The 16,436-nt window shown below is 74.3% G+C and carries 16 protein-coding genes; 9 read left to right on the plus strand and 7 right to left on the minus strand.

The window, feature by feature from the left end; genetic code table 11:
* The first annotated feature begins 28 nt into the window (after window positions 1–28).
* From hemC to hemL, 4 genes are read left to right on the plus strand one after another with little or no spacing between them, the layout of a single operon-like run.
* On the plus strand, window positions 29–991 hold the full coding sequence (hemC, locus tag VR894_RS13415; RefSeq protein WP_324652309.1) for a hydroxymethylbilane synthase: 963 nt from the start codon (window positions 29–31) through the stop codon (window positions 989–991).
* A gap of 44 nt (window positions 992–1,035) precedes the next feature.
* Complete coding sequence (locus tag VR894_RS13420; protein ID WP_324652311.1) at window positions 1,036–1,905, plus strand: uroporphyrinogen-III synthase; 870 nt, start codon at window positions 1,036–1,038, stop codon at window positions 1,903–1,905.
* Complete coding sequence (hemB, locus tag VR894_RS13425) at window positions 1,905–2,900, plus strand: porphobilinogen synthase (RefSeq protein WP_324652313.1); 996 nt, start codon at window positions 1,905–1,907, stop codon at window positions 2,898–2,900. The genes VR894_RS13420 and hemB overlap by 1 nt, the downstream gene beginning before the upstream one ends.
* A gap of 8 nt (window positions 2,901–2,908) precedes the next feature.
* Complete coding sequence (gene hemL / locus VR894_RS13430; protein ID WP_324652314.1) at window positions 2,909–4,234, plus strand: glutamate-1-semialdehyde 2,1-aminomutase; 1,326 nt, start codon at window positions 2,909–2,911, stop codon at window positions 4,232–4,234.
* Between the two features lie 184 nt (window positions 4,235–4,418).
* Here the strand turns inward: hemL and VR894_RS13435 are convergent, their stop codons facing one another.
* Both VR894_RS13435 and VR894_RS13440 read right to left on the minus strand, forming a co-directional pair.
* On the minus strand, window positions 4,419–4,805 hold the full coding sequence (locus VR894_RS13435) for a nitroreductase family deazaflavin-dependent oxidoreductase (RefSeq protein ID WP_324652316.1): 387 nt from the start codon (window positions 4,803–4,805) through the stop codon (window positions 4,419–4,421).
* A gap of 109 nt (window positions 4,806–4,914) precedes the next feature.
* Window positions 4,915–5,853 carry a LysR family transcriptional regulator gene (locus tag VR894_RS13440; protein WP_324652318.1) on the minus strand — a complete coding sequence of 313 codons (939 nt, stop codon included), beginning with the start codon at window positions 5,851–5,853 and terminating at the stop codon, window positions 4,915–4,917.
* Window positions 5,854–5,963: 110 nt separating this feature from the next.
* Here VR894_RS13440 and VR894_RS13445 point away from each other — a divergent pair, with 110 nt between their 5' ends.
* On the plus strand, window positions 5,964–6,914 hold the full coding sequence (locus VR894_RS13445) for a PfkB family carbohydrate kinase (protein ID WP_324652320.1): 951 nt from the start codon (window positions 5,964–5,966) through the stop codon (window positions 6,912–6,914).
* A 143-nt stretch (window positions 6,915–7,057) separates the two neighbouring features.
* On the plus strand, window positions 7,058–8,326 hold the full coding sequence (locus VR894_RS13450) for a Glu/Leu/Phe/Val dehydrogenase dimerization domain-containing protein (RefSeq protein ID WP_324652322.1): 1,269 nt from the start codon (window positions 7,058–7,060) through the stop codon (window positions 8,324–8,326).
* A gap of 88 nt (window positions 8,327–8,414) precedes the next feature.
* Here VR894_RS13450 and VR894_RS13455 read toward each other — a convergent pair whose 3' ends face one another.
* Genes VR894_RS13455 through VR894_RS13465 form a run of 3 tightly spaced genes read right to left on the minus strand, consistent with a single transcriptional unit; the run spans window position 8,415 to window position 10,610 of the window.
* The gene (locus VR894_RS13455) at window positions 8,415–9,089 is read right to left on the minus strand and encodes a GntR family transcriptional regulator (protein ID WP_324652324.1); all 675 of its coding nucleotides are present in this window, start codon (window positions 9,087–9,089) and stop codon (window positions 8,415–8,417) included.
* A complete protein-coding gene (locus tag VR894_RS13460; RefSeq protein ID WP_324652326.1) occupies window positions 9,076–9,810 on the minus strand; it encodes a maleate cis-trans isomerase in 735 nt (244 codons plus the stop codon). Before VR894_RS13460 ends, VR894_RS13455 begins: the two co-directional genes overlap by 14 nt.
* A complete protein-coding gene (locus VR894_RS13465; RefSeq protein WP_324652328.1) occupies window positions 9,807–10,610 on the minus strand; it encodes an Asp/Glu/hydantoin racemase in 804 nt (267 codons plus the stop codon). The genes VR894_RS13460 and VR894_RS13465 overlap by 4 nt, the downstream gene beginning before the upstream one ends.
* A gap of 75 nt (window positions 10,611–10,685) precedes the next feature.
* Between VR894_RS13465 and VR894_RS13470 the strand changes: the two genes are divergently transcribed.
* Window positions 10,686–11,672: a D-2-hydroxyacid dehydrogenase gene (locus VR894_RS13470; protein ID WP_324652329.1), complete on the plus strand. Its 987-nt coding sequence runs from the start codon at window positions 10,686–10,688 to the stop codon at window positions 11,670–11,672.
* Complete coding sequence (locus VR894_RS13475) at window positions 11,669–13,036, plus strand: amidase (RefSeq protein WP_324652331.1); 1,368 nt, start codon at window positions 11,669–11,671, stop codon at window positions 13,034–13,036. Before VR894_RS13470 ends, VR894_RS13475 begins: the two co-directional genes overlap by 4 nt.
* Window positions 13,037–13,048: 12 nt before the next feature.
* Here VR894_RS13475 and VR894_RS13480 read toward each other — a convergent pair whose 3' ends face one another.
* Both VR894_RS13480 and VR894_RS13485 read right to left on the minus strand, forming a co-directional pair.
* On the minus strand, window positions 13,049–13,543 hold the full coding sequence (locus tag VR894_RS13480; RefSeq protein ID WP_324652333.1) for a DUF3830 family protein: 495 nt from the start codon (window positions 13,541–13,543) through the stop codon (window positions 13,049–13,051).
* Between the two features lie 5 nt (window positions 13,544–13,548).
* Window positions 13,549–14,790, minus strand: a complete 1,242-nt coding sequence (locus VR894_RS13485) for an aspartate aminotransferase family protein (RefSeq protein ID WP_324652335.1) — start codon at window positions 14,788–14,790, stop codon at window positions 13,549–13,551.
* Window positions 14,791–14,863: 73 nt separating this feature from the next.
* Between VR894_RS13485 and VR894_RS13490 the strand changes: the two genes are divergently transcribed.
* Complete coding sequence (locus VR894_RS13490) at window positions 14,864–16,318, plus strand: NAD-dependent succinate-semialdehyde dehydrogenase (protein ID WP_324652336.1); 1,455 nt, start codon at window positions 14,864–14,866, stop codon at window positions 16,316–16,318.
* The last annotated feature ends 118 nt before the right edge of the window (window positions 16,319–16,436 follow it).

The raw sequence follows: 16,436 nt of genomic DNA on the forward strand, positions 1-16,436 counted from the left end.
CGGTGCGAGGCGATGAGAGACTGGGCGGGTGATCGACACGACTTCGGCAGCACACCCGTGGGTGCTGGGCACGCGCGGTTCGGACCTCGCCCGCACCCAGGCCGGCCACGTGGCCGACGCCCTCACGGCGGCCGGCGCCGGCCGCATGGAGATGCGCATCGTGCGCACCGAGGGCGACGTGCGGACCGGGTCCCTCGCCTCGCTCGGCGGCGCCGGCGTCTTCGCCGGTGCGCTCCGGGCCGCGCTGAAGGACGGCTCGGTCGACGTCGTCGTGCACTCGCTCAAGGATCTGCCGACCACGCCCGAGCCCGGGCTGCGGATCTGCGCCGTCCCCCCGCGCGCTGACGTGCGGGACGCGCTGTGCGCCCGGGACGGCCTCACGCTCGCGACCCTGCCGGACGGGGCGCGGGTGGGGACCGGGTCACCCCGGCGGGCAGCCCAGCTGCGCGCCGCCCGGCCCGACCTCGACGTCGTCGACATCCGCGGCAACGTCCCCACGCGGCTCGCACGCACCGAGGACGACCTCGACGCCGTCGTCCTCGCCGCGGCGGGGCTCGCGCGCCTGGGCCTCACCGACCGCGCCACCGAGATCCTCGACCCGGCCGTCATGCTCCCCGCACCCGGGCAGGGAGCGCTTGCCGTCGAGACCCGCGCCGACGTCCCCGAGCCGCTCGCCTCCGCCCTCGCCGCGCTGGACGACCTCGCGACGCTCGTCGCGGTCACGGCCGAGCGCCAGCTGCTCGCCAGTCTCGAGGCCGGGTGCGCGGCGCCCGTGGGTGCGCTCGGGACCGTGGGGGCGGGCACGCTCACCCTCGAGGCCGTCGCCGCGGCCATCGACGGCGGGCGGGTGCTGCGGTCCTCGCGCAGCGCGGCCGTCGACCTCACCGCCGGGCGGGACGAGGTGCTCGCCGCCGCCCGGACGCTCGGTCACGACCTCGGCACCGAGCTCATCGGACAGGGCGCCGGCGAGCTCGCCCGCGCGACGCCGTGACCTCAGGGCCGCAGGACGCCCCCGTCGGGGCACGGCCTTCCTCCGTGCGGGCGCGCACCGACCGCCGGGCGGAGCCACTGCCCGGCGGGAGCCCGGCACCGCTCGCCGACCACGCGGCGGCACCGCTCGCGGGCCGGCGGGTGCTCGTCCCGCGCCCGGGGGCCGACGACCCGCTCGCCCGTGCCGTCGAGGACGCCGGCGGCGTGCCCGTCTCTGTCGCGCTGACCGAGACGGTGGTCGCGGACGACGCCGTGCTCGACCGGGCGCTCGAGCTCGCCGGCGCCGCCTGGGTGGTGCTCACCTCCGCCCGCACCGTCGCCGTGCTGCGGGCACGCGCCGACCGGTCAGGGGAGCACCTCGGGAACCGCCTCACCAGGGCCGTCGCCGCCGGTACCCGGGTCGCGGCGGTCGGCCCCGCGACCGCGGCGGCTTTGCGGCGCGCCGGCCACGGCCCCCACCTGTGCGCCCCCGCCCCGGAGAGCGCGGCGACGCTGCTGCGGTCCTTCCCGCCTGCCGACCCGAGTCCGCGCAGGGTCGTGCTGCCGTGCTCGGCCCTCGCCGCACCGGAGCTCGCCGAGGGCCTGCGGGCGCTCGGCTGGCAGGTCGAGCGCCACGACGTGTACACCACGCGCACCGCAGTCCTCGACGACACCGCCCGCGCGCGGCTCACCGAGCCGTGGCCCGACGTCGTGCTCCTCACGGCCGGGTCGGCCGTCCGCGCTCTCCTCGACCTGCTCGGCCCGCCGCCCGCCACGGCCCGGGTCGCCGTCATCGGCGCGCCGACCGAGCGCGCCGCCCGGCAGGCCGGCCTGCGGGTGGACGCCGTGGCGACCGAGGCGAGCCCCGAGGGGCTCGTCGCGGCCGCCGTCCACGCCCTTCGTCACCGCACCACCGACCCAGGAGGCGACAGCTGATGTCCCCAGCGCCCGTTCCGACCGACCGCCCGCGCCGGCTGCGCGCGACGGCGCCGCTGCGCCGCCTCGTCGCCGAGCACCGCCTCGCCGCCGCGGACCTCGTCCTGCCGGTGTTCCTCGCCGAGGACGCGACCGAGCCACGCCCGATCTCCTCGATGCCGGGCGTCGTCCAGCACACGGAGGACTCCCTGCGTGCGGCGGCCCGCGAGGCGGCCGACGCCGGGGTCGGCGGGATCATGCTCTTCGGGGTGCCGGCCACCCGCGACGCCACGGGCTCGGGAGCCACCGACCCGCGTGGTGTCGGCAACCGTGGCCTGACCCTGCTCCGCGAGGAGGTGGGTGACGACGTCGTCGTCATCTCCGACCTCTGTCTCGACGAGTTCACCGACCACGGTCACTGCGGCGTCCTGGCGAGCGACGGGTCGGTCGACAACGACGCCACCCTCCAGCGGTACGCCGAGATGGCCGTCGCCCAGTACGAGGCCGGTGCACACGTGCTCGGCCTGTCAGGGATGATGGACGGCCAGGTCGCGGCCTGCCGGGCCGCCCTCGACGGGGTCGGAGCGACGGGCACCGCGATCCTCGCCTACTCCGCGAAGTACGCCTCCGCCTTCTACGGGCCGTTCCGCGAGGCGGTCGACTCCCAGCTCCAGGGGGACCGCCGCACCTACCAGATGGACCCGGCCAACCGCGCCGAGGGGATGCGCGAGGCGCTGCTCGACGTCGCGGAGGGCGCGGACATCGTCATGGTCAAGCCGGCGCTCGGGTACCTCGACGTGCTGGCCGACGTCGCAGCGACCGTCGACATCCCGGTCGCCGCCTACCAGGTGTCGGGCGAGCTGGCGATGGTCGAGGCCGCCGCCGCGAACGGCTGGCTCGACCGGCGGCGGACCATCCTGGAGTCCCTGACCTCGATCCGCCGCGCGGGCGCGGGGATCATCGCCACGTACTGGGCCACCGAGGTGGCCCGCTGGCTCGCCGACGGCACGCAGTGAGGAACGAGATGACGACCAACCACGACCTGTTCACCCGCGCCCTGACGGTCATCCCCGGCGGGGTGGACTCCCCGGTCCGGGCCTACGGGTCCGTCGGAGGTGACCCCCGCTTCGTCGCCGCGGCGTCCGGGGCACGCGTCACCGACGTCGAGGGGCGCAGCTACGTCGACCTCGTGGCCTCCTGGGGCCCGGCCCTTCTGGGGCACGCGCACCCGGAGGTCGTCGCCGCCGTCCGGGACGCCGCCGGGCGCGGGTTGTCCTTCGGCGCCCCGACCCTCGGGGAGATCGAGCTCGCCGAGGCGATCCGTGACCGGGTCCCGCCCGCCGAGCGGGTCCGGCTCGTCTCCACCGGGACCGAGGCGACAATGACGGCGGTGCGGCTCGCTCGCGGCGCGACGGGTCGGGACCTCGTCGTCAAGTTCGCCGGCTGCTACCACGGCCACGTCGACTCGCTGCTGGCGGAGGCAGGCTCGGGCGTCGCGACGTTCGGGCTTCCCGGGTCCGCCGGTGTCCCGGCGGCGAGCGCCGCCCAGACGATCGTCGTGCCATACAACGACCTCGCGGCCCTCGAGGCGGTGTTCGCCGAGCGCGGGGCGGAGGTCGCCTGCGTCATCACCGAGGCCGCCCCGGCGAACATGGGCGTCGTCCCGCCCGCCCCCGGGTTCAACGCGGCGCTGCGGCGCCTCACCGCGGAGCACGGCGCCCTGCTCATCCAGGACGAGGTGCTCACCGGCTTCCGCGTCGGCCCCTCCGGCTGGTGGGGCCTCGAGGGCGCCCAGGAGTCCTGGGCGCCGGACCTCCTGACATTCGGCAAGGTCGTCGGCGGCGGGATGCCCCTTGCCGCCGTCGCGGGCCGGGCCGAGCTCATGGACCTGCTCGCGCCGACCGGGCCGGTGTACCAGGCCGGCACCCTGTCGGGGAACCCGCTCGCCACCGCGGCCGGTCTCGCGACGCTCCGGCTCGCGGACGCGGACGTCTACGCCCGCGTCGACCGGACGGCGGGCATCATCGCCGACGCCACCGGGGAGGCACTGACCGCGGCGGGCGTGCCGCACGTCGTCAACCGGGCCGGGAACCTGTTCTCGGTGTTCTTCGGCGACCGTGCGGCGACCGACGGCGTGCACGACTACGCCGGGGCGACCGCGCAGGAGGCGTGGCGCTACCCGGCGTTCTTCCACGCCATGCTCGACGCCGGCGTGGCCCTGCCGCCCAGCGTGTACGAGGCGTGGTTCCTCACCGCCGCGCACGACGCCGAGGCCGTCGACGTCGTCCTCGACGCGCTGCCGCACGCCGCCCGGGCCGCCGCGGAGGCGAGCCCACCCGCCCACGGCTGACCACTCCGGCGCCGCCCGCCTCTTCGCCCGCCGCCGCTCACGTCGTCCCGCACGGCAGACCTCTTGGGGCAGGAGCGCGGTGCTCGGGTACGGGCTGGTACTGCGGCACCACGACGACAGCCGGACACCGTGGCTCGACCTCGTGGCCAGCCTGCAGCCTCGGGCGGCGTCTCGTGGGGCCGGCTCAGCCCCGCCGCACCGGCCTGAGCTCGAGGAACTCCTCGACGCCCAGGCGTGCGAGCACCGCGCGGACGGGCAGCGGCACGTCGGCACGGCGCGCGTCCCGGTAGACCCGGGGTGCGCGCAGCGGCACGACGCGGCCCCGCACGGTCATGGTGCAGCGCCCCGCCGCCAGCACGTTCCGCAGCCAGTCGGTGGTGGGGCCGTAGGTCAGCGCGACGACGTACCGGTCCCCGCGGACGAAGACGTTGACCGGGACGTCGTAGCGCCGCCCGGACCGGCGGCCGCGGTGGTGCAGCACGGCGAGACCCGGTGCGCGGGTCGCCAGGCGCACCACCACCCGGTTGAGGTACCTGCGGTTGAGGCGCGCCAGGCGACGGGGCAGGACCATGGCACCCCCTCCCTGTCGCCGAGCGAGATCCGGGCGGTCACCACGTGGTCGCGCTCGGGACCTCTCGACAGCACCAGTGTTCTCCTCCGGGGGCACCCCGGTCCAGGCCTCAGCCGTCCGCCGGGCGGGGGAGGGTGGAGCTCGCGGCCAGGCCCTTCTCCGCAGCGGCGGTACGGACCGCCTCGATGACGAGCTCGACGGACCGGCGCAGCGGTGAGGTCGTGCGGTAGGCGATCGACACCGTCCGCATGACCGGTTCGTCCAGCGCGACGATGTCGACCCCGGCGGGCAGCCAGGTGAGGCCGAGGTCCGACACCAGCGTCACCCCGAGTCCGCCGGCCACCATCGCCAGGGCGGTCGACTGCTCGTCGACCTTGTGGTTGACCCGCGGTGCGAAGCCGTGGCGCTGGCACGCGATGCGCACGGCGCGCCCGAAGTGCGACCGCGGCCCCGGCAGGATCCACGGGGACTCGGCCAGCCGGGTGAGGGACGTCGTCCCGCCGGGCACCGTCCCGGCGGGGGCGGCGACGTGGAGGCGTTCGACGGCGATGACGACGCGGGCGAGGTCCGCGTCCCACGGCATCGCGTAGTCGGAGTAGTCGATGACGAAGGAGAGGTCGAGCGCGCCGTCGCGGACCGCCTCGGCCGTCTCCTCCGGCGCGAGCTCGACCGTCCGCACCTCGATGCCGGGGTGGTCGACGGCGAGGGCAGCGAGCGCCGTCGGCAGCAGGCCCGACGCCACCGAGGCCCACACCCCGGCGTCGAGGCGGGCGCTGATGCCCTCCGACGCGTGCTCGAGGGCCGCGGTGGCCCGTTCCACCGAGGCGAGGATGTCCTCGGCGTGCTCGGAGAGGAGCAGCCCGAGCTCGGTGAGCTGCACGCGCCGCCCGTGCCGCTCCACCAGCTTGACCCCCACCTCGCGCTCGAGCTGCGCGAGCTGCTGGGAGACCCCCGAGGGGCTGTAGTGGAGGGCGGTGGCGGCAGCCGTCACGGTCCCGCGCCGATGAAGCTCGCGCAGCATGCGAAGTCGGCGTAGCGACAGCTCCATCCGGTCAGCCTAGGTCGCCGGGATCTTGCGTACCGCGGCTTTCGTCGTAGGTTCGAGGGGCAGCGAGGACACGGCGTCACGCGCGCCGCACACGACACGGAGGCAGACAGATGGGCGACACGAGGACCCCGCAGGGCGGGTACGAGGACGCGCGGAGCTCGGTGCCGTCGTCCGTGGCACCGGACCCGGACACCCCGTTCCGGCGCCCGAGCAGCGACGAGACCCTGGGGGACGGGTCCACGCAGCGGACGACCCAGGCGTGGGCACCCACCCCCACCCTCACCGACCGCAGGCTGCTCGCGGACCCCGCGTTCATCGTCGACGAGCCGGACTCGGCGGGTGCCCGGGTCGTCGAGGGGCTGCGGCGGCTGGGCCGGCCGGCCGAGCTCGTCACCGGTCCGGGCCCCGGTGGTCTGCCCGGCCGTCCCGACGGGACGACGAGCCACCCGATCCTCGTGCACGTCGGTTCCCTCAGCGCCGTGTCCGGCCCCTTCGCCCGCACGGTGGCCAGGACGGTCGGTGCGTACCGCGGTGGGGCCACGATCACCTACGACCCCGCGCTCAGCCACGACGCGGCCGAGACGGCGGAGGACGTCCGTGACCGCGTCGAGGACCTCGTCGCCCGGGCGGACGTCGTCACGGTCTCCACCCGCGACCTCGAGTGGCTCTACCCGGGCCAGGAGCACCGCGCCGTGGTCGGGCGGTGGCTGTCGTCGGGGCCGGGGATCGTCGTCGTGTCCGCCGGTGCCGACGGTGCCTGGGCGATGAACGCCGTCGGTGTCGTCGCCACCTCCTCCGGGGCCACGGTCGACGACGGTGCGGACGGCGTCGGCGAGGCGTTCACGGCCGGTGTCCTCGACGCGCTGTGGAAGGGCGGGCTCCTCGGGGTGCTGGCCCGTCCGGACCTGCGCACCCTCGTCTCGGGGAGCCTCCGGGAGCTGGTCGACAACGCCACGGCGGCCGCCACGATCGCCGGCTCCTCGGGTGGGCGCCCACCCACGCGGGAGGAGCTCGACGCCGCCCGGGGAGTGCCGCAGATCGCTCGGGCGCGCGCCGACTGAGCCTCCCGGCCCCCACCGGCTCCCAGCTCCGCCCCGATCGTGCACAAAACCTGCGCCTCGACGTGCAGGAACTGTCGATGGACGCCGCGCAGGAGCCGCCCGCACGCTGAGGTGACGTAGCGACGACGGTGGAGGTGGTCCGGATGACGATGACCGACGGTCCGAGGTTGACGGTGGTCCCGACGCCGGCCCCGGGGCCGCGTCCCGTACCTCTGCCGCGGGTGCGTCCCGCGGCGCCGACGCGTCGCCGACCGGCGCCGGAGCACGAGCTCAGGTGGACCGACCCGGTCACCGGTGCCCAGGGCTTCCTCGTCGTCGACACGCTCGTCGGTGGTCTGGCGACCGGCGGCACCCGGATGCGAGCCGGGTGCACGGTGTCCGAGGTGGCCGACCTCGCGCGGGGGATGTCGACGAAGACGGCGGTCTTCGGACTGCCCGTGGGCGGGGCGAAGGGCGGTATCGACTTCGACCCCAAGGACCCGCGAGCGACCGGTGTGCTCGAGCGCTTCTGCGTCGCGATGCGGCCGTGGCTCGACCGCCACTGGGTGACCGCCGAGGACCTCGGCGTGCCGCAGCACCTGATCGACGACGTGTTCCTCCGGCTCGGGCTCAACCAGTCGTTCCACGCCGCGATCGGACGCTCGCCCGACCCGGAGCGGACCCTGCGCCGGGTGCAGGACGGCCTCGCGGCACGCACGGCGGACGGGCTGCTCGTCGGTGAGGTCATCGGTGGCTACGGGGTGGCTCAGGCGTGTCTCGGCGTGGTGACGGCACTGGCGCAGCACCCGGCGGCGACGACGGTCGCCATCCAGGGCATCGGCACGATGGGCGGTGGGGCGGCGTGGTACCTCCACCACGCCGGGGTGCGGGTGGTCGCGGTCGCGGACGCGGCCGGAACCCTGTACCGCCGCACCGGCCTGGACGTGCCGGCGCTGCTCGAGCTCCGCGACCGGTACGGCGAGATCGACCGCAGCCGCGTGCCCGACGACGTCGAGCAGCTGCCGCGCGACGCCGTGCTCGAGCTGGCGGTGGACATCCTGGTCCCCGCCGCGATCTCCTACGCGGTCCGTGCCGAGAACGTCGCCGGCGTGCGCGCCAAGGTCCTCGTCGAGGCCGCGAACTCGGCCACCACACCGGAGGCGGAGACCGCCCTGGTCGCGCGGGGCGTCCCGGTCGTCCCGGACTTCGTCGCCAACGCGGGCGCCGCGGCGTGGGCGTGGTGGCTGCTCCAGGGGCAGGTAGGGACCGACCCCGACGAGGCCTTCGACCGGCTGGCGGAGGAGATGCGGCCGAAGGTCGCCCGGCTGGTCGCCGCGTGGCGCGCGGACCGGGTCGCCCCGCGCCAGACGGCCTACGACATGGCCGACGCGAACCGGCAGGCACTGGCGGGTGCGGAGATCACCATCCCCTGAACAGGGGGCGCACGACGACGGCGCGGCGGTCCGGGCGCCGGGACCGGCGTGAGCGGCCGGTCCCGGTCCGTCGGGTCGCGCGACCCGGTCAGGCTGCGGGGTCGGTCCGCTTGGCGACGAGACGCTCGACGGCGTCGTCCAGGTGGGCGAGCAGCAGCTCGCGCGCCCGGGCCGGTGACTCGGCCCGGATCGCCTCGCGCAGCTCCTCGTGCTCGCGCACCTGCGCCCCGAGGTCCGGGTAGGTGGTCTCGAGCTCACCGAGGCACATCCGGGTCTCGACGAGCAGCGTGCGCATCGCCCGGATGAGCCGGGGGCTGCCGGACGACTCGACGAGGACCTCGTGGAACTCCTGGTCGGTGTCGGAGACCGCGGTGCCGTCACCGCGGTCGGCGGCCTCACGCATGGTCCGCACGCTCGCCTCCAGGGCCCGGTAGGTCTCCTCCCGACGCTCCGCGAGGACGATCTCCAGGGCGCCCCGCTCGATGACGGACCGGGTGCGGTAGACGTCGGCGACGTCGGCGAGGGTGAGCTCGTTGACGAAGACCCCGCGGTTGACGATCGCGTGGAGGATCCCCTCGGAGACGAGCCGCTGCATGGCCTCGCGCAGCGGCCCGCGGGAGACCTCGAACCGCTCGGCGAGGTCGGCCTCACCGAGCTGGGTGCCCGGGGGCAGCTGGCCCGTCATCACCGCGGTGCGCAGCTGCTCCGCGAGGTACTCGACCGTCGACTGCCGCCGCGGCGGCCGCAGATCACTGATGGGCATGGTCCTGCCTTCGCATGAAGAGTGTTCCGAGGTCCGGGCTCGACGGCGTCGCTCCCGCCAGCCGAAGACCCTGCCATATCGTCACCTGGTTGGCCGTGAGCACCGGCTTCCCCAGGCGGGTCTCGAGCTCGGGGACGACCGCCAGCGTCCGCATCGCGGTGTCCGGGACGAGCAGCGCCTCGGCCGCGGCATGGTCGTGGGCGACGGCCAGCTCCCGGACCTCGGCGGCCGCGAGGCGACCCACCTGCGCCGCCGTGTCGATGCCGGCGCTGCCCATCGCCACGACCTCCACGCCCGCCGCCGCGAGGTAGTCGACGAAGCACGCGGCGACGTCGTCGGGGTAGCTGGCCGCGACCGCGACCCGGGAGACACCCACCGCCGCGAGCGCAGCGACGAAGGCGATGCTCGTGCTCGAGGTCGGCACGCCGGTGACCCGGGCGAGCTCGTCCACCTGGCGCTGGGCGCCGTCGTGACCGAAGACGAAGCTGCCCGAGGTGCACGCCCACATGACCGACCGCGGCCGGTGGGCAGCGAGCGCCGCGGCGCCGCCCGCGAGGCGGGCGGGCGCTCCGAGGTCGAGCAGCTCGGGGATCGCGTGCAGGTCGGTGCCGTAGACGTGGGCGACCGGAAGGTCGACGCCGAGCAGGCGGGCGGCCAGGGCGTACTCGTCCTCCGCGGCATGGTCGGGGTAGATGATCCCGACCGTCGTGGGTGTCCTCATCTCGTCTCCTCCTGGCCGGGCTGCGCGGGGGAGTGCGGTGCACCTGCACCGTCGTCCTCCTCGAACACGCCCCGCAGCCAGCGACCCGGCCCGACCATGGGCAGGCCCATGTGCCCGAGGCACGCCCAGACGGTGAGCTGGTTGGCGGTGAGCACCGGCTTGCCCAGCCGCTTCTCGAGCGGGGCGATGATGTCGTAGGTCGGCAGGTTCGTGCACGAGACGAAGACGGCCTCTGCGCGGGGGTCGTCGGCCGCGAGGATGAGCTCGGCCACCGTGCGGTAGTTGACCTTCCAGATCCCGCCGCCGAGGCCGAGGTAGTGAGAGCGCATGACCTCCACCCCGAGCTCGCCGAGGAAGGCGCCGAGCCGTTCGGTGAGCGGGGCGTCGTAGGGCGTGATCACCGACATGCGGTGCAGGTCGAGCTCGCGGACCGCCTCCGCGAGAGCTCCGGACGTCGTCACCGCCGCCGGGGCGCCGGCAGCCAGGATCGCGTCCCGCAGCTCGGCCTCGTAGGACAGCCCGTGGACGAAGCTGCCCGAGGAGCACAGGTAGGCGACGACCTCGGGGTCGACGCCGAGGACGTCCCGCGTCGCTGCCTGGAGGTGACGGCGCTCGGAGACGAGCTCGGCCATCTCCAGGCTCACCGGGACGGGCTCGTAGGGGGTGCGGGCGAGGTGGAAGGTGACGTCGAGCGGCGCCCAGCGCCACAGCTCACGCTCCAGTGCGAGGTCGAAGGGCGCGATGATGCCGATGCCGCGCTGGGCGAGGGGCCCCTCGAACTCGACGCCGGTCAGCTCCACGGGCACACCTCCGCACAGCCGGGCACGATTGCCATATTGTTGACAATCTAGGGACGGCCCTCATACGTTGTCAACGTGCCTGCCCAGCCCGTCGTCGTCGTTCTCCACGACGGACGCCTGCCGCCGGATGAGGTGATGGCACCGGTCGCCGCCCGAGCCGAGCTGCGGCCCACCGAGGAGGCCGGCCTCGCCGGGGCGCTCCGCGGCGCCGACGTGCTGTTCGCCTACGACTTCCTCTCCACCGCCGTCCCCGACGCGTGGCACGCCGCCGGGTCGCTGCAGTGGCTGCACGTGGCCGCGGCCGGCGTCAACGCGGTGATGTCGCCGCAGGTGCGGGAGAGCGACGTGGTCGTCACCAACTCCCGCGGCATCTTCGAGGAGCCGATCGCGGAGTACGTCCTGGCGCAGGTGCTGTCCTTCGCCAAGGACCTGCCCGGGTCGCTGCGCCTCCAGCAGCAGCACCGGTGGGAGCACCGGGAGTCCGAGCGCGTCGCCGGGACCCGGGCGCTCGTCGTCGGGACCGGACCGATCGGTCGGGCGATCGCGCGGCTGCTGCGGGCCGCGGGCGTGGAGGTGCACGGGTCCGGGCGCCGGTCGCGCCGGGACGACCCCGACTTCACGACGGTCACCGACGCCGCGGCCCTGACCGCGGAGCTGGGCAGGGCCGACTGGGTGGTGGCCGCCCCTCCGCTCACCGACGCGACCCGCGGCATGTTCGACGCGGCGGCGTTCGCGGCCATGGCGCCGCACGCTCGCTTCGTCAACGTCGGCCGTGGCGAGCTGGTGCGGACGGACGACCTCGTCGCGGCGCTGCGCGACGGGCACATCGCCGGCGCCGCCCTCGACGTCGTCGACCCCGAGCCCCTGCCACCCGGCCACGAGCTGTGGGAGCTGCCGAACGTCGTCGTGACCCCCCACAGCTCCGGGGACGTCCACGGCTGGCGGGAGGCGCTGACCGAGCTGTTCGTCGACAACTTCCTGCGCTGGGTCGAGGGGCGTCCGCTGCGGCACGTGGTCGACAAGTCCTTGGGGTACGTGCCGAGCACCGGGAGCCGACCATGAACCCGACCGAGATGACCGCGGTGGAGCTCGTGTCCGCCTACGCCACCGGCGCGCTGTCCCCGGTCGAGGCGACGACGGCGGTGCTCGACCGGATCGAGGAGGCCGACGGGGGGATCGGGGCGTTCTGCCTCGTCGACCGTGACGGCGCGCTGGCGCAGGCTGCCGACTCGGAGGAGCGCTGGCGCACGGGCTACCCCGCCGGACTGCTCGACGGTGTGCCGGTGTCGATCAAGGACATCTTCCTCACCAAGGGCTGGCCCACGCTCCGGGGCTCCCGGGCGGTGGACCCGGACCAGCCGTGGGAGGTCGACTCGCCCGTCGCCGCACGCCTGCGCGCCGACGGGATGGTCTTCGTCGGCAAGACGACGACGCCGGAGATCGCCTGGAAGGCCGTGACCGACAGTCCGCTCACCGGAGTGACCCGCAACCCGCACGACCCGCGGCTCACCGCGGGCGGCTCCTCCGGTGGAGCCGCAGCGGCAGTCGCGGCCGGGATGGGGCCCTGCGCGGTGGGCACCGACGGCGGTGGCAGCATCCGGATCCCCGCCTCGTTCTGCGGGATCGTGGGTTTCAAGCCCACGCACGGCCGCGTCCCGATGTTCCCCGCGAGCCCCTTCGGCCCGCTCGCGCACGCCGGGCCGATGACCCGCACGGTCGAGGACACCGCCCTGCTCATGGACATCCTCTCGCTCCCCGACCCCCGTGACCCGACCCAGCTGGCGCCGCCCCGGCTCACCTTCCGCGGGGAGTTCAACCGGGAGGTCACCGGGATGCACGTGGCCTACTCCCGTGACCTCGGGTACGTGGAGGTGGACCCGGAGGTGGCCGCCATCGTCGACGACGTCGTCGCCCAGGTCGACGCGGCGGGTCTGCGGGTCACCGCGACGGACCCCGGATTCACCGACCCGCTCGAGGCCTTCGAGGTGCTGTGGGCGAGCGGTGCGGCGACCCTCCTGCGGACGATGCCGGGTGCCCGGGAGACCGTCGACCCCGGGCTGGGGCAGGTGTGGGACCACGGTGAGCGGCTCAGCGCCGTGGACTACCTGCAGGCGCGGGCGGTGGCGGCCCAGCTCGGCATCCTCATGGGTGCCTTCCACGAGACGTACAACGTGCTGCTGACGCCGACCATGCCGATCACCGCGTTCGAGGCCGGGCACGACGTCCCGCCGGGAAGCGGACTGCGCAGCTGGGCACAGTGGACGCCGTTCAGCTATCCCTTCAACCTCACCCAGCAGCCGGCGATCAGCATCCCCGTGGGGCGCACCGCCGCGGGGCTGCCCGTCGGCCTGCAGGTCGTCGGACCGCGTCACTCGGACGACCTGGTGCTGGCCGTGGCGCGCTTCGTGGAGTGGCTGATCGCCTGACCGGCTGACCGGTCAGGCGCGGGCGACGGTGAGCCGTTCGCCGGCGAACCCGTTGCGCCACAGGTCGGTGCAGGCCGCTGCCATCTCCGCCAGCCCGTCCTCGATCGCCCCGAAGACGTTGCCGGGCACCCAGCCGACGTCGCCGTTGATGAGCAGGTTGTTCCGGTCGTAGAAGATCGCCAGGTCGGTCGCACCCTGCTCGGCGTGGGCCACGGATCCAGGCTCGTAGCCGTACGCCGGGTTGCCGATCTCCCAGGGCTCGAAGTCGAAGAGGCACACGTCCCCGGGGATGGGCGTGACGGTGGGGTTCTCCCGGTGGGGGGCGGCGGTGATGCGGGGAAGGAGGGTGTAGACCTCGTTGCGCGCGTACTTGGCGTGGAAGGCGTCGCCGGAGACCGGCAGGGCCTGCCACACCGCCTCGCTGGTCACCGGAGCCGCGTCGTCGAGCAGGCGTGCACGGCAGGCCACACCGCGGCTCTCGAGGCGGATGGTGATGTACCGGGCCATGGCGGTCAGACGGCGGCGAGGACGTCGGACCAGATCGCGAGCCCCTCGTCGATCTCGTCCGCGGTGATGACGAGCGGTGGGATCATCCGCACGACGTTCATGTGCGCCCCGCAGGTGAGCATGAGCAGGCCGCGGCGCGCGGCTTCCTGCTGGGCGGCCTGGGCGCGCGCGGTGTCCGGCTCACCCTCGGGCCCGGTGAACTCGCTGCCGACCATGAGGCCGAGGCCTCGGACGTCTCCCACGGCGTCGGTGGCCAGGCGCCGTGCGCCGTCGAGCAGCTGGTGCCCGCGTTCGGCCGCGTTGGCCACCAGTCCTTCCCGCTCGATGACGTCGAGGGTGGCGACCGCGGCCGCGCACGCGACCGCGTTGCCGCCGTAGGTGCCGCCCTGCGAGCCGGGCCAGGCCTTGCTCATCAGCTCGTGCGACGCGGCGATGCCGGAGAGGGGGAAACCCGAGGCGATGCCCTTGGCGATCGTGACGACGTCGGGCTCGATCCCGAAGTGCTGGTGGCCGAACCAGCGCCCGGTCCGCCCGAACCCGGTCTGGACCTCGTCGAGGATCAGGAGGATCCCGTAGGCGTCGGCGCGCTCGCGCAGCCCGTGGAAGAACTCGGTGTTGCCGGGGATGTAGCCGCCCTCGCCGAGCACCGGCTCGACGATGAAGGCTGCGGTCTCCTGCGGCGCCGTCACCGTGGCGAAGAGGTAGTCCAGCTCGCGCAGGGCGAAGGCGGTGGCCTCCTCCTGGGTGCAGCCGTACCGGTAGGCGGTGGGGAACGGTGCGATGTGGACGCCCGCCATGAGCGGGCTGAAGCCGGCCGAGAACCGGGTGCCCGACGTCGTCATCGACGCGGCGGCGACCGTCCGTCCGTGGAAGCCGCCGTGGAAGGTGACGACGTTGGGCCGGCCCGTCGCCTGGCGGGCCAGGCGCAGAGCGGCCTCGACGGCCTCGCTGCCGGAGTTCGCGAAGAAGACCGAGTCCAGGTTCGGGGGCAGCACGTGCGCCAGCCGCTCGATCAGCTCGAGGAGGGGACGGTGCATGACGGTCGTGTACTGGCCGTGGATGAGCGACGCGACCTGCTCCTGCGCCGCTGCCACGACCCGCGGGTGGCAGTGCCCCGTGCTGACCACGCCGATGCCCGCCGTGAAGTCGAGGTAGCGGGCGCCGTCGGTGCCGTACACGTAGCTGCCGCGGGCGTGGTCGACGGTGACCGGCGTGGCCTGCAGCAGTCGGGGGGACAGCGTCGTCATCGAGACCTCCCACGATGGTTGTTGGATTGTCGACAATACTTCTAGGATGCTCGGAACGGCAAGGGAGGCGCACATGCAGGAGACCGACGCGATCGCGAGCGTGCCCACCGGGCTCTTCATCGGTGGGCAGTGGAGACAGGCGGCACGGACGATGCCGGTGGAGGACCCGTCCACCGGTCGGGTGCTCTGCGAGGTCGCGGATGCCGACCCGGACGAGGCGATGGCCGCGCTGGACGCCGCCGCCGCAGCCCAGGGATCCTGGGCCGCCACCGCGCCCCGGGAGCGCAGCGAGATCCTCGGCCGCGCGTACGACCTCATCATCGAGCAGCAGGAACGGCTCGCGCTCATCATGACGTTGGAGATGGGCAAGCCGCTGGCCGAGGCCCGTGGCGAGGTTGCGTACGCCGCGGAGTTCTTCCGTTGGTTCGCCGAGGAGGCAGTGCGGATCGACGGCGGGTACATGCCGGCCCCGGCCGGAGGGTCGCGCTTCCTCGTCATGCGCCAGCCGGTCGGGCCGAGCATCCTCATCACCCCGTGGAACTTCCCGATGGCCATGGGCACCCGCAAGATCGGGCCGGCCATCGCGGCCGGGTGCACGTCGGTCATCAAGCCGGCCGCCCAGACGCCGCTGTCGACCCTTGCCCTCGCCGACATCCTGGTCCAGGCAGGTCTGCCGGACGGCGTGGTCAACGTCGTGACGACCAGCCGCTCGGACGACGTGATGACACCCCTCATCCTGGACGCGCGGTCGCGGAAGCTGTCCTTCACCGGCTCCACGCCGGTGGGCAAGCACCTGCTGGAGCTCGCGGCGAAGACGGTCATGCGCACCTCGATGGAGCTCGGTGGCAACGCACCGTTCCTCGTCTTCGCCGACGCGGACCTCGACGTCGCCGTCGACGGCGCCATGCAGGCGAAGATGCGGAACATCGGACAGGCGTGCACCGCGGCCAACCGCATCCTCGTGCACCGCGACCTGGCGGCGGAGTTCGCCGACCGGCTCACGGACCGGATGGGGGAGCTCGCACTGGGACGCGGGGTTGAGGACGGCGTCGTCGTCGGGCCGTTGATCAACCGGGCAGCCGTCGACAAGGTGCACGGTCTCGTCCGCGACGCCGTCGCACGGGGAGCGAGGACGCGTATCGGGGGAGAGCCGGTCGACCGGCCCGGCTACTTCTACCCCGCGACCGTGCTCACCGACGTCCCGCCCGAGGCGGAGCTGAGCAGCACGGAGATCTTCGGGCCGGTCGCGGCGATCACCCCGTTCGACACCGAGGAGGAGGCCGTCTCCCTGGCGAACGATACGCCCTACGGGCTGATCTCCTACGTGTTCACCCGTGACCTCACGCGCGCGCTCCGGGTGAGCGAGGCGCTCGAGGCGGGGATGGTCGGCCTCAACCAGGGCGTCGTGTCCAACCCCGCCGCGCCCTTCGGCGGGATCAAGGAGTCCGGCCTCGGCCGTGAGGGCGGCTTCAGCGGGATCGACGAGTTCCTCGAGACGAAGTACGTCGGGATCAGCATGCGGGAGTGAGGCACTGCGGAGCGCCCGGCGGCCGCGCAGACGGCACGCACCGGCGGCTCGCCCCTGTCCTCGTTGCCGGCCCGTGGGTGCTTGCCGGCGCAGCCCCGCCTCAGGGCCGGCACCGCCA

This window comes from Georgenia sp. H159, from assembly GCF_035607575.1.
In the GTDB taxonomy this organism is placed as follows: Bacteria; Actinomycetota; Actinomycetes; order Actinomycetales; family Actinomycetaceae; genus Oceanitalea.

Bases quoted from the DNA above. Each gene is read 5' to 3' on its own strand.
- VR894_RS13440 (WP_324652318.1), bottom strand. From the start codon at position 5,853: ATGGAGCTGTCGCTACGCCGACTTCGCATGCTGCGCGAGCTTCATCGG.
- VR894_RS13485 (WP_324652335.1), bottom strand. From the start codon at position 14,790: ATGACGACGCTGTCCCCCCGACTGCTGCAGGCCACGCCGGTCACCGTC.
- VR894_RS13445 (WP_324652320.1), top strand. From the start codon at position 5,964: ATGGGCGACACGAGGACCCCGCAGGGCGGGTACGAGGACGCGCGGAGC.
- hemL (WP_324652314.1), top strand. From the start codon at position 2,909: ATGACGACCAACCACGACCTGTTCACCCGCGCCCTGACGGTCATCCCC.
- VR894_RS13480 (WP_324652333.1), bottom strand. From the start codon at position 13,543: ATGGCCCGGTACATCACCATCCGCCTCGAGAGCCGCGGTGTGGCCTGC.
- VR894_RS13450 (WP_324652322.1), top strand. From the start codon at position 7,058: ATGACGATGACCGACGGTCCGAGGTTGACGGTGGTCCCGACGCCGGCC.
- VR894_RS13490 (WP_324652336.1), top strand. From the start codon at position 14,864: ATGCAGGAGACCGACGCGATCGCGAGCGTGCCCACCGGGCTCTTCATC.
- VR894_RS13460 (WP_324652326.1), bottom strand. From the start codon at position 9,810: ATGAGGACACCCACGACGGTCGGGATCATCTACCCCGACCATGCCGCG.
- VR894_RS13455 (WP_324652324.1), bottom strand. From the start codon at position 9,089: ATGCCCATCAGTGATCTGCGGCCGCCGCGGCGGCAGTCGACGGTCGAG.
- VR894_RS13435 (WP_324652316.1), bottom strand. From the start codon at position 4,805: ATGGTCCTGCCCCGTCGCCTGGCGCGCCTCAACCGCAGGTACCTCAAC.
- VR894_RS13475 (WP_324652331.1), top strand. From the start codon at position 11,669: ATGAACCCGACCGAGATGACCGCGGTGGAGCTCGTGTCCGCCTACGCC.
- hemB (WP_324652313.1), top strand. From the start codon at position 1,905: ATGTCCCCAGCGCCCGTTCCGACCGACCGCCCGCGCCGGCTGCGCGCG.